Origin of the sequence: Ruegeria sp. SCSIO 43209, from assembly GCF_019904295.1 — a bacterium.
Taxonomy (GTDB): Bacteria; Pseudomonadota; Alphaproteobacteria; order Rhodobacterales; family Rhodobacteraceae; genus Ruegeria.
Window position 1 is genome coordinate 1184525 of sequence record NZ_CP065359.1, and the last position, 12573, is coordinate 1197097.

A 12573-nucleotide genomic window follows, 5' to 3' on the forward strand; every position below is an offset into this window, starting at 1 on the left:
GCGCAACTGCTCAAGGATTAAGCACATTGGCCCTGCGTCTTGCTGAAAAGGATCTGACTCCTCCGGTGCTGCTGGCACCAATGGCCGGAATCACCGACCGGCCTTTTAGGGACCTTGTGATGCGCTTCGGCGCGGGCATGGTTGTCAGCGAAATGGTCGCCAGCCAAGAGATGGTACAGGCCAAACCAGGCGTACGTGAACGGGCCGAGCTGTCGGCGGATGTGGAAAACACCGCGGTGCAACTGGCCGGACGCGAGGCGCATTGGATGGCCGAGGCCGCCCGGCAAGTCGCTGACCGGGGCGCGCGCGTGATCGATATCAATATGGGTTGCCCAGCCAAGAAGGTAACCAACGGCTATTCCGGTTCGGCTTTGTTGAAAACTCCGGACCATGCACTGACGCTGATCGAGGCCGTTGTGGGTGCAGTTGATGTGCCTGTTACGCTGAAAACGCGGCTAGGCTGGGATGACAATCTGCTGAACGCGCCGGATGTGGCGCGGCGTGCGCAGGACGCAGGCATCCGGATGGTGACCATCCATGGGCGTACGCGCTGTCAATTCTATAAAGGCCGGGCAGATTGGCGGGCGATCCGGGCGGTGAAACAAGCCGTCTCGATCCCTGTCATCGCAAACGGTGACATCGTCGATACCGAGGCCGCGCAAATCGCGCTGAATCAATCCGGGGCCGATGGCGTCATGATAGGTCGGGGGGCGCAGGGCAAGCCCTGGCTGCTGGCGCAGATTTGCCATGATCTCTATGGCGCTGCTTCTCCAACCATTCCCACGGGCACTGAACTGATCGAGATGGTGCGTGGCCACTATCTGGCGATGCTGGAGTTCTACGGTACCGATCTGGGCCTGCGCGTCGCACGCAAACATCTCGGTTGGTACATGGATGAGGCCGGAACACCCGCCACCTTGCGGCGGGCTGTCCTGACATCCCGCGACACCAATGAGGTGTTACGGCTTTTGGCAGATGCGCTTAGTGGCACGGCGGAGGCAGCAGCATGACCTCTGACCAGAGCATCTGGACCTCGCTTCCGGTTCCGGCGTTCATTATCGATGCCGAAGATCGGATATCGGACGTCAACTCCTCGGGTGAGGGGTTTCTGAACGCCTCCCGCAAGGCAGTGATTGGACACCCGGTCTGGGATCAACTCGCGGTTGACGCGCCGTTGGAAGAGGCGTTTCTGCGCGCGCGTCAACAAGGTACACCGCTGTTCGTGAACGATGTGGACGTTGGGTCGGGCAATCGCGCGCCGCTACAATGTGCGCTGCAAATCGCGCCGCTGATGGGGCATCCCGGTTCAATGATCATGATCATCTCGCCGCGCGAACTGGCCGGTCGGATGACCCGTGGCAACACTGTGAAATCGGCAGCGCAGTCTGCGATTGGCATGGCCGAGATGCTGGCGCATGAGATCAAGAACCCTTTGGCAGGGATCACCGGTGCGGCGCAATTGCTCAGCATGAATATTTCGCAGCAAGATCTTGAGCTCACTGACCTTATCGTTGAGGAAAGCCGCCGCATAGTGAAGTTGTTGGAGCAAGTAGAACAGTTCGGCAACCTGTCTCAACCCGATTTCAAACCGGTCAATATCCACGATGTACTGGATCGCGCGCGCAGGTCAGCGCTGTTGGGTTTTGGCGCGCATATGACGATTATCGAGGATTACGACCCCTCGCTGCCCTTGGCCTATGGGGACCCGGATCAGTTCCTGCAGGTGGTTCTGAACTTGCTCAAAAACGCTTCGGAAGCTGCTGATGGCAACGGTACAATCCGGCTGCGTACCTATTTTGAGCATTCATTCCGACTGCGGCGCAGTGACGGTTCGGGTCATTCGCTGCCTCTGCAGATCGAGATTATTGATGATGGGCCGGGCCTGCCGGAAAATATTCGCAGTGATATTTTCGACCCCTTCGTGTCGGGCAAGGAGAACGGCACCGGGCTTGGGCTGGCGCTGGTCAGCAAGATCGTTTCCGACCACGACGGCTGGATTTCGGCTGAATCTGTGCCCGGTCGCACTAGTTTTCGACTGTCCCTGCGGCGTGCACCGAACGACGCGTATGAAAAGGAGAGCATCTGATGGATGGCACAGTTCTGGTTGCCGATGACGACCGCACGATCCGCACGGTTCTGACACAGGCCCTGACGCGGGCGGGGTGCAAGGTTCACGCGACATCTTCGCTGACCACGCTGATGCGCTGGGTGGCCGAAGGCAAGGGCGACGTTGTGATCTCGGACGTGGTAATGCCGGATGGAAACGGGTTGGAGATGCTGCCAAAGATCGCGCAGGACCGTCCCGGTTTGCCGGTCATCGTGATCTCGGCCCAGAACACCATCATGACAGCCATTCAGGCGGCTGAGGCGGAAGCTTATGATTATCTGCCAAAGCCTTTCGATTTGCCCGATCTGATGAAGCGCACCGCGAGGGCGCTGGATCAAAAGCAGCGGGTACAGGCTGAGCCGGTGATGGCCAGCGAAGACCGACCTGATGAACTGCCGCTTGTCGGGCGCACCTCGGTGATGCAGGCGCTTTATCGTCTGGTCGCTCGGGTGATGAACACGGATCTGTCTGTGATGATTTCTGGTGAAAGTGGGACGGGTAAATCTCTGATAGCACGCGCTATTCACGATTTCTCTGACCGAAGGACACTGCCCTTTGTCACCGTGACAGCTGCCGATCTGAGCGATTTGGAAGGCCCGGCACGGGTTATGGCGCGCGTACGTGGTGGTACGCTGCTGATCGATGAAATTGCCGATATTGATGATGAGATCCAGGCCCGTATCGTGCGCATGATGGACACGCCGGGCGATCACGTGCCGCGTTTCATGGCCACAAGTCAATCAGATCTGACCGACGCGATGGAAAACGGTCGCGTGCGGCAAGATCTCTATTACCGTCTCTGCGGTGCGACGATCCACGTGCCTGCGTTGCGCGAACGGGTTGATGATATCACCTTGCTGACCGATCACTTTCTGGCGCGGGAGGAGCGGGAAAGCGGCGCGCAGCGTCGCCTCAGCCCCGAAGCGGTCGAGTTGGTGCGCCGGTATTCCTGGCCCGGCAATGTCCGACAGCTTGAAAATGCGATCCGGCGTCTTGGTCTAACCAGCCGTTCTGATGAAATCTCGCGCACCGAAGTTGAGATGGTGCTGGGTAGCCAGCCCGAGGCCGAACCAGTTCTGGGTGATGGCGAGCGTGAGAAGCTGTCATCTTCGGTTGGTCGTCACCTGCGCCGGTATTTTGATCTGCACGGAAACATCCTGCCGCCTCCCGGCCTCTATCAACGTATTCTACGCGAGGTCGAGGCACCGTTGATCGAAATCGCGCTGGATGCGACTGGTGGAAATCAGGCAAAATGTGCTGATCTCCTGGGGATTAACCGGAATACGCTGCGGAAAAAGATTACTGACCTCGATATTCAGGTGACACGCCGTCGCAAACTGATGTAATATCGCCACACAAACAGTGGCATTCGGGTTCGACCCCGGGAACGACCACGATATATGGCGGTAAGCCGCGCAAGCGGCACATCAGAATGAGGGCAGACGGTGGCAACCCGGGCACAGAACGGGCCGATCCTATCGATCAACCGGTGGCGCAAGTCCCGGAGGATGCGCAATTTCAGTACCTTGGGACTGGTTATGCTGGGCCCGGTTCTGGCGCTTGCAACCTATCTCGTCATTGGCCCTTTTGATCTTGGCGCTGCGGCACCGACACTGCGGCTGATTTTGTTGGCTGATCTGGTCTACGTGCTGGTCGTAGCTGCGCTGGTGTTGGGCCAATTGTTCAGTCTGATCGCCGCACGTCGCGCGAAATCTGCGGGCTCCCGTCTTCACCTGCGCCTGATCGGCGCTTTCACGCTGTTGGCTCTGGTACCGACGGTCACCGTGGCGATTTTCGCCGGGCTGACGGTGAATATCGGCCTTGAAGGTTGGTTCTCGGACCGTGTGCGGCAGGTGGTTGGGTCGTCACTGACTGCGGCCGAGGCTTACGAGCAGGAACACCGCGAGGGCCTGACGCAGGATGCGGTTGTTCTGGCGCGTTTCCTCGATAACGCGCGATCGTTGGATTATTTTGTCTCAGACGCCGAATTGCGAGAGGTTCTGGCCCAGGGGCAGGCCCAGATACAACGCGGTTTGCGCGAGGCCTATGTGATCGATGGCAGCGCCGAAATCCGGTCGCGCGGTGATCGGTCCTACCTGTTCGACTACGAGGCACCAACTCCCGAAGAGATGATCGAGGCCAATGATCAGGGCGTGGCCATCATTGCCGATTGGGAGAACAGCGAATTCCGCGCGCTTGTTCCTTTGCATGCCTATCTTGACCGGTATCTTTATGTCAGTCGCGAGGTTGATGGGCAGCTTCTGACCTTGCTTGATGAAACCAAAGAGACAGCACAGTTCTACAGCCAACTGGAAAGCGAGCGGGGCAGGGTCCTGTTCGAATTCGGCCTTCTGTATCTCGGCTTTGCTGTGATCCTGATTCTGGCCGCGATGTCGCTGGGCATGTGGTTCGCTGAACGTCTTTCTCGCCCTGTTGGACGGCTGACAACGGCGGCGCAGCGCGTTGGTGCTGGTGATCTGAGTGTTCAGGTCATCGAAGAGGCCAGCGATGACGAAATCGCGATGCTGGGCCGCTACTTCAACCAGATGACTCGTCAGTTGAAGGGGCAGCGCGACACGCTGTTGGAAAACACTCGCCATATCGAACGTCGAAGGCGGCTATTTGATTCAGTGCTAAGCTCGGTGACATCCGGTGTCGTTGGCGTTGATTCAGAGGGCTGTGTGACCTTCGTGAACCGATCCGCCGAACGTCTTCTGGGCTGGTCTGGTGGAGAGCAGAACCTGGCAATCGGCATCGCTGTTCCCGAATTTTTGCCTTTGTTCGAAGCCCTTAAGGACAGCGGGCAAGAGGCGGTCCAGGGGGAGATCAAGGTAACCCGCAAAGGCCGGTTGGAGAACTTACTGGTACGCATGGCGACGCGGCGTGGCGAGGATGGAAGGCTGGAAGGCTACGTTGTGGCCTTTGATGACGTGACCGATCTGGTAAGCGCGCAGCGCATGGCGGCGTGGGGTGATGTGGCCCGTCGCATTGCGCATGAGATCAAGAATCCGCTGACACCGATCCAACTGAGCGCCGAGCGAATCAAACGCAAATTCTCGCGCAAGCTGGACGAGGACGATTGCGATAGCCTGGAATCGATGACCGACGTGATCGTGCGGCAGACCAATGATCTGCGGCGGATTGTTGACGAGTTCTCGAAATTCGCACGCATGCCCGAACCGGAACGGCGCGAAGAGAATATCGTGACGCTAGTGCGTGAGGCGGTTCTGTTGCAGCAGGCGGGTCAGCCTGATGTTCAGATCGATGCGGACTTACCTGAACAGCCCATTTTGGCGGATGTGGATTCGACCATGTTGAGCCAGGCGTTGACGAACCTGATCAAGAACGCGGGCGAGGCTATTGAAACGCTGAAAGAAAAAGGTGCACCGGAAAATCTGAAACCTCAGATCAAAGTCGTTGTCTCCACTGACGATGCAGGAACGCAGATCACCATTGCGGACAATGGCATCGGTCTGCCCGAGGACAGGGCACGGCTGTTCGAACCTTATGTGACCACGCGTGACGAAGGCACCGGCCTTGGCCTGCCCATCGTAAAGAAGATCATCGAAGAACATGGCGGAGCGCTGACATTGGAAGACGCGCCCACATTCGACGGACAGGACCATTTCGGCGCAATGGCTGTCATTCGTCTCCCCGGGGCCTCAGGCGGCCCGACAAATGCGCCGGAAAAACAGGCGATTAAAACAAACAAACTGAAAGCAGGCCAAAGATGAGCGACATTCTGATCGTAGATGACGAACGCGATATTCGCGAATTGGTGTCCGACATTCTGGAGGACGAAGGCTATTCCACCCGGCTGGCAGCAAACTCGGACGAGTGCATGTCGTCGATCAATGCTGAACCTCCGGGATTGTTAATCCTGGATATCTGGCTGAAAGACAGCCGTATGGACGGGATCGATATCCTGAAAGCGGTGAAACGGGACAACCCGGATGTGCCGGTGGTGATCATTTCGGGCCACGGTAATATCGAAATTGCGGTGGCCGCGATCAAACAGGGGGCATACGACTTTATCGAAAAGCCCTTTAATATTGACCAGTTGATGGTTGTGATCCGTCGCGCGATGGAAACCTCGCGCCTGCGTCGCGAGAATGCCTCGCTGAAGCGGCAGGAGGTCAGCTGTTCAGACATGATTGGCAATTCTGCGTCGTTCCGAGCGATGCAGGGGCAGTTGGACAAGGTAACAAAGTCGAATGGCCGGGTTATGCTCAGCGGGCCGGCTGGGTCGGGCAAGGAAATTGCCGCGCGCTATATCCATGCCCATTCCAACCGGGCGAATGCCCCATTTGTGACGGTCAATTGTGCGGGGATTGAACCTGAGAGGGTTGAAGAGGTTCTGTTCGGACGAGAATCGTCTGAGCGCGGAATCGAGTCAGGCCTGCTGGAAGAGGCGCATGGCGGCGTTGTCTACTTCGACGAAGTCGCTGACATGCCGCTGGGGACGCAGTCCAAGATTCTTCGCGTGTTGGTTGATCAGCAATTCCAGCGTGTCGGTGGCTCTGACAAGGTGCGGGTTGATCTGCGGGTCATTTCCTCGACCAACCGCGATCTGGAAGAAGAGATCGCCGCCGAACGATTCCGCGAAGAACTGTATCACCGGCTGAATGTGGTGCCGATTGCGGTTCCCTCGCTGGAGGAACGGCGAGAGGACATCCCGGTTCTGGCGCAACATTTCATCGAGATGTGCAACGATACACAGGGTCTGCCGATGCGCGAGCTGTCGGATGAGGCTATTGCTTTGCTACAAACGATGACATGGCCGGGCAATGTGCGTCAGCTGAAGAACCTGATCGAGCGGGTGCTGATCCTAGGCGACAGCACTGGCCCGATCGAGGCCCGCGAGTTGCCCAACGAAGAAGAGAAATCCGACGAGTCCGGGCGCGTGGTACTGTCTGGCGCACTGGCGACGCTGCCGCTGCGTGAGGCGCGCGAAGCGTTCGAGCGTGAATATTTGCTGACCCAGATCAATCGGTTTGGTGGCAACATAAGCCGCACGGCCAGTTTTGTCGGCATGGAACGCAGCGCCTTGCATCGCAAGCTCAAGTCGCTGGGCGTAGTGACCTCGAATAAATCCGGTGCGCGGGTGGCTCAAATTGACGAGCCCGAACCAGCCGAGTGATTGCCGCGCCGAATAAGAAGACCGCAGCCGTTTCCATCGGTTTTCCCGCCTTTGGTAAACGGTTGAAGCGGTTGCGGCGGTCGGTTGGACTTAAGCAATCCGCCCTCGCAGATCTGATTGAAGTCGACCAAACCACGATTTCCCGGTGGGAAAACGGGGGTCAAACGCCATCGCCGCATATTCAACAGTCCGTTTTTGCAGCGTTGGGGCCGGTTCGGGTGCAGGATTCTGCGCTGAAACGTCTGGTCGTTCATTCGGCAGAGTGCTTGCACCTTGTCGAAGAGGCCAGCCATATCTGCCTTGCTTATTCGGGCAGCCGGGCGCGGGATTGGAAGACCTCACAGCGCGCCTTGCTGGGCGTGTCGCTTTGGCAATTTGCAACGGATGAGATCCGACAAGCCGAAGCAGAACTGCAGAAAGATGGCTGGTGGGATTTGCATTCGCCTTCACCCAAAGCGTTTCTGACTTCCGAGGCTGTGCATGATCAAATCAGGATCAGCGCCGGGCAAATCGTGTGGGAGCGGTTGTATCTGGGTGATGGCACTCCGGTCCGTCTGGTCAGCGGGCGGCGCGAAGTCACCGCATAATTTATGCGTTCCGCTGTCAGGTTAGGCGCGATAGACCGGCTGCATGAGTGACTCTTTTCGCACATTCTTGCAGGTCATGCTGATCTGGTTTGCTGGCCTCGGTGCGGCAACCCAATTTGCAAAGATTGCCGTACCATTTTCTGATGTGGGGCTGTTGTACCCGGACAACGCTGCCGTGATCGGCTGGTTGCTGTCCATTATCAGTCTAATGGGGGCTGCTTTGGGCGCGATATCCGGAGCGATCACAGCGCGTATTGGGCCAAATCGTCTATTGCTATTAGGGCTTGTGCTCGGTGGCGCGTTATCTTTGCTGCAAGCAAGCTTGCCGGTTTTTCAACTGATGCTGCTCAGCCGGGTGATCGAGGGGCTGTCCCATCTTGCGATTGTGGTGGCGGCACCGACGCTGATTGCTCAGATCACATCCGGTCGGGCGCGGTATAATTCCATGGTGCTGTGGAGTACATTCTTTGGCGTTGCATTCGCATTAAACGCTTGGGTTGGGCTGCCCATCGTCGATCGTTTCGGACTGCCCACATACTTTGCCATGCACGGGGGTCTGATGCTGCTGATCGCCGCGCTGATCGCGCTTAGCAATCTGAAAACCGACATGGGCCAGACGGAGGGTACCGGGTGGGGGCTCTCCGCCTTCCTTGATGTGCATATCAGGACCTACCGCTCACCCTTTATTTCGGCCCCGGCAATTGGCTGGTTCTTTTACACGCTGACATTTGTTTCTCTGTTAGCGATCCTGCCGGGTCGTTTACCCGAAGGGCAGGGTGCATCGATTGCAGCACTTATGCCCCTGGCAGGGATTGTACTGTCATGGCTGCTGGTGCCCTTGCTGTTGACCGTCCTGTCCTGCGTCAGCGTCGTCAATCTGGGCTTTGTGCTGGGGATCGCGACGATCATCGCATTGTTTCTGGGGGCGCCCCTTACGTTCGGATGTATCGCCTTGTTTGCCGTGCTCGGGCTTGTACAGGGCGGCAGCTTCGCCGCAGTGCCAGAGTTAAACGGTACCACCGAAGCCCAAGCTCTGAGTTATGGTGCGATGGCGCAGATGGGCAATGCCGGAAACCTGCTTGGAACCCCGGTATTGCTGGCGATATTGCTGGGCGTCGATGAGGCTGGCATGTTTGTAGCCGTCGCCGCGTTCTATAGCATCGCGATCATAGCGCATCTGCTGCTGGCGCGGCGTCGCAAATCAGCCGGCTTGTCCCGGAGTGACGATCTGAAATGACCCGTCGTCAAATTTCACGAAACAGGACGCGCTGTTCAGCGGCGGGAGCGTCGTGGTGCGCGTGGGCGTGACCCGCGATTTGACACCTTGTTTGCAAGGCGGAAGGCTGACCGGGCGATAGCCCTTTTGGGCCATGCACTGCGCCTCGACCTTGTTTCTCAGCCCCTGATTCACGTCGACGGTATAGACCCGCCCAGGCTCCCACCATCCGGGGTTGCGATAGCAGCGTCCTCGGCCATCGCAATAGGTGCGCCCGGGCCAATAGACTGGCGGGCTCTGCCGGACCTGATTGGCGACAGGGGCGTCCTTGAGCGCCTGCACCTGGCAGTTCGTGGTCTCGGTCTGCATCCGCGAGACGCTCTCACCTTCGCGATAATACAAAGAAAGCGGACCACAAGCGGACAGCGTCAGCAGGCAAATCAGGGCAGGCAGAATGGTTTTCATATGCTTACTTTGGCGTAGCTTAGGAGGCATGACAATTCAATTGACCGCTTTGGGGGCATCTGTCATTCAAAGATTTCAGGCAGAAAGGCCAAGAGCATGAAGGTCATCATATGCGGTGCCGGTCAAGTCGGCTGGCAGATTGCGCGTCACCTTTCGGGCGAACTGAACGATGTGACGGTGGTCGACAACAATCCCGATCTGGTACGTCGCGCGACCGAGACGCTGGACGTGCAGGGGATCGCCGGTTTCGCCAGTTATCCGGATGTGCTGGATCGGGCAGGGGCGCGGGATGCCGATATGATCATCGCCGCGACCCATTCGGATGAGGTGAATATGGTCACCTGCCAGATGGCGCATTCGGTTTTTTCGATCCAGCGCAAGATCGCGCGTTTGCGGTCGAAATCCTATCTTGAAGCAATCCATTCCGATCTCTACCGCCGCGATCATCTGCCCATTGATGTAGTGATCAGCCCGGAACGCGAAGTTGCCGCCGCAGCGATGCGCCGTCTTTCGGCACCTTCTGCTTTCGATACCGAGATATTCATGGATGGAAAGGCGCAACTGCTGGGCATTCGGGTCGAGGAAGACTGCCCAATCGTCAACACACCGCTGCGACAATTGACCGACCTGTTTTCCACGCTCAGCTCGATTGTGGTTGGTGTGCGCCGTGAAGGGACGCTGTTTGCGCCGGAATCCGAGGATCAGCTGTTTGTAGGCGACGAATGCTACGTCTTCACTAGCGTAAAAGACGTTGAACGTACGATGGAGGTGTTCGGCAAGGCTCAGCGTAAGCAAGATCGTGTGGTGATCGTCGGCGGCGGTAATGTCGGGTTGGAAGTGGCCCGCACACTGGAAGAGCGCGAAAGCCGGGTGCGTGCCAAGATCATCGAGCGTGACCGCAAATGCGCCGAAATCGCTGCCGAGGCATTGGAGCGGACGATTGTTCTGAACGGCGACGGCCTAGATTCATCTTTGCTGAGCGAAGCAGGGATTGAGCGCGCCGACGCGATGTTGGCGGTCACGGATGACGATCGCACCAACATGCTGGCCGCGGTACGCGCCAAGGGAGAGGGTTGTCCACTGGCCATCGCCCTGATCAACGACCCCAGCATGGTCGCTTTGATGGGACCGCTGGGGATTGACGCATATATCAACCCGCGCGCCACCACTGTCAGTTCGATCCTGCGTCACATTCGGCACGGGCGCGTGCGTCAGGTGTATTCCATTGGAGATGCCGAGGCCGAGGTAATCGAGGCCGAAGTGCTATCAACCTCGCCCATGGCTGGACAAAAACTGCGCGACATCGATTTCCCAGAAGGCGTCCTGGTCGGCGCAGTACGCAAAGGTGACGAGGTTCTGCGCCCGACCGGCAGCCTGCGCATCGACGAGAAAGACGTGGTGGCGATCTTTGCAATGGCCAAAGACGTGCCCGAGGTTGAGCGTCTGATGCAGGTTTCAATCGATTTCTTCTGATGTTGCAAGCACGCGGACAGCAACGGATCGGAGTATTGCGGCGATTGCCGCTGCTGCTGATGATCTGGGGTATCGTGTCGCTGGCAATGTGGATACCCGCAGTTTATGCGCTGGCGCTGGATGATCACGCCACCTCACGGTCATTCTTCTATTCCGGATTGCTGGGTGTTTTTGCGGTGTCGATCATAGCTCTGGCCATGTCGAACCGACGACCACGGCGGGGAACGCTTGGCCAATTGGCGGTTCTGCTGGCCGCCTTTACCGTACTGCCGATATTTCTTGCTATTCCGTTTCACGATGCGCTGGGGACAACCAGCTTCCTGAACGCTTATTTCGATATGGTCAGCGCGCTGACCACAACCGGCGCTGATCTGTTCCCCGATCCCGCACGCCTTTCGGCGCCGTTGCACCTATGGCGCGCGTTGGTCGGTTGGATGGGCGGATTGCTGATGTGGATCTCGGCGGCCGCGATTCTGGCGCCCTTGTCGTTGGGCGGTTTCGAAGTCACAGCCCGGGGGCAACCGGGGCGTCCCGTCTCGGGCGTGGCACAGAGCGAGAAGTCCGATCCACGCGGCCATCTGATCCGCGTGTCGCGCACATTGGCACCCGTCTATGCGGGTTTGACAGCTGTGATCTGGATCCTGCTGTTGATCGCAGGTGAGCAAGGGCTTACTGCCGTGAGCCACGCGATGTCAGTGATTGCGACTTCCGGCATATCACCCGTCGGTGGATTGGAAGGATCGACCGCAGGAATCACTGGCGAGGCGATCCTGTTCCTGTTCCTGTTCTTTGCCCTGTCGCGGCTGACCTTTTCGACCGATACAGCGACCTCAGGGTATTCGCGGCTGGACAAAGACCCAGAATTTAGGATTGGCATCTTCATCGTGCTGGCGGTCGCTGTGCTGCTGTTCATCCGGTTTTTGGCTGGAACGGCCGAACTGAACATTGCCGTCGAAGTGCGGCAAGCACTTGGCGTTTTTTGGGGGTTCATGTTTACGGCGATGTCGTTTCTGACCACGGCCGGATTTGAAAGCGCCAACTGGAACGACGCGCAGCAATTGTCGGGCTTGAGCACACCGGGCCTGATTCTGATGGGGCTAGCCCTGGTCGGAGGAGGCGTGGCGACGACTGCGGGTGGGGTAAAGCTGTTGCGGGTTTTTGCGCTCTATCTGAATGGCAAGCGCGAGATTGACCGATTGATCTATCCTTCTTCGGTCAGTGGAGAGGGTGGCGGCAACCGCCGCATTCAAAGCGACGGTGCCTTCATCGCCTGGATATTCCTGATGATGTTCGCCCTGACGTTGGCCTTGTTCGATTTGTTGCTGGCCGTCATGGGCGTAGGTTTTGAACAGGCCATGCTGCTCAGCGTTGCCGCACTCAGCACCACGGGGCCGTTGATAGAATTGGCAACGGATGTGCCCATACGTCTGATTGATCTTTCCAGCGGGGCCAAGTTGACGGTCTGCGCGGCGATGGTGATCGGGCGGTTGGAAACTCTTGCTATCGTGGCGCTGATTACGCCAACGCTGTGGCGCGATTGACCCTGCGTCAGGCACCTGGTGTTACTGCCTGATTTTTCATCTGG

General features: G+C 58.1%; 10 protein-coding genes. 9 read left to right on the top strand and 1 reads right to left on the bottom strand.

What is annotated here, in order from left to right; genetic code table 11:
* Nucleotides 1-26: 26 nt before the first annotated feature.
* The 7 genes from dusB (at nt 27) to I5192_RS06040 (ending at nt 9071) form a co-directional block, all read left to right on the top strand.
* Nucleotides 27-1010, top strand: coding sequence for a tRNA dihydrouridine synthase DusB (gene dusB, locus I5192_RS06010; RefSeq protein WP_255612091.1), 984 nt, complete (start codon nt 27-29; stop codon nt 1008-1010).
* Entirely contained in the window at nt 1007-2086 is a 1080-nt protein-coding gene (locus I5192_RS06015; protein ID WP_170396849.1) for a nitrogen regulation protein NR(II), read from the top strand. The genes dusB and I5192_RS06015 overlap by 4 nt, the downstream gene beginning before the upstream one ends.
* Entirely contained in the window at nt 2086-3453 is a 1368-nt protein-coding gene (locus I5192_RS06020; RefSeq protein WP_223117972.1) for a response regulator, read from the top strand. Before I5192_RS06015 ends, I5192_RS06020 begins: the two co-directional genes overlap by 1 nt.
* A 162-nt stretch (nt 3454-3615) precedes the next feature.
* On the top strand, nt 3616-5841 hold the full coding sequence (locus I5192_RS06025) for a PAS domain-containing sensor histidine kinase (protein ID WP_255612139.1): 2226 nt from the start codon (nt 3616-3618) through the stop codon (nt 5839-5841).
* Nucleotides 5838-7247, top strand: a complete 1410-nt coding sequence (locus I5192_RS06030) for a sigma-54 dependent transcriptional regulator (protein WP_170396856.1) — start codon at nt 5838-5840, stop codon at nt 7245-7247. Before I5192_RS06025 ends, I5192_RS06030 begins: the two co-directional genes overlap by 4 nt.
* A complete protein-coding gene (locus tag I5192_RS06035; protein ID WP_255612092.1) occupies nt 7244-7834 on the top strand; it encodes a helix-turn-helix transcriptional regulator in 591 nt (196 codons plus the stop codon). Before I5192_RS06030 ends, I5192_RS06035 begins: the two co-directional genes overlap by 4 nt.
* A gap of 43 nt (nt 7835-7877) precedes the next feature.
* On the top strand, nt 7878-9071 hold the full coding sequence (locus tag I5192_RS06040; protein WP_223117974.1) for an MFS transporter: 1194 nt from the start codon (nt 7878-7880) through the stop codon (nt 9069-9071).
* On the opposite strand, the gene I5192_RS06045 is transcribed toward I5192_RS06040, so the two are convergent.
* On the bottom strand, nt 9036-9515 hold the full coding sequence (locus tag I5192_RS06045) for a hypothetical protein (RefSeq protein WP_170732345.1): 480 nt from the start codon (nt 9513-9515) through the stop codon (nt 9036-9038). The genes I5192_RS06040 and I5192_RS06045 overlap by 36 nt on opposite strands.
* A 96-nt stretch (nt 9516-9611) precedes the next feature.
* Between I5192_RS06045 and trkA the strand changes: the two genes are divergently transcribed.
* A complete protein-coding gene (gene trkA / locus I5192_RS06050; RefSeq protein ID WP_170396865.1) occupies nt 9612-10988 on the top strand; it encodes a Trk system potassium transporter TrkA in 1377 nt (458 codons plus the stop codon).
* Complete coding sequence (locus I5192_RS06055; protein WP_170396867.1) at nt 10988-12529, top strand: TrkH family potassium uptake protein; 1542 nt, start codon at nt 10988-10990, stop codon at nt 12527-12529. Before trkA ends, I5192_RS06055 begins: the two co-directional genes overlap by 1 nt.
* The last annotated feature ends 44 nt before the right edge of the window (nt 12530-12573 follow it).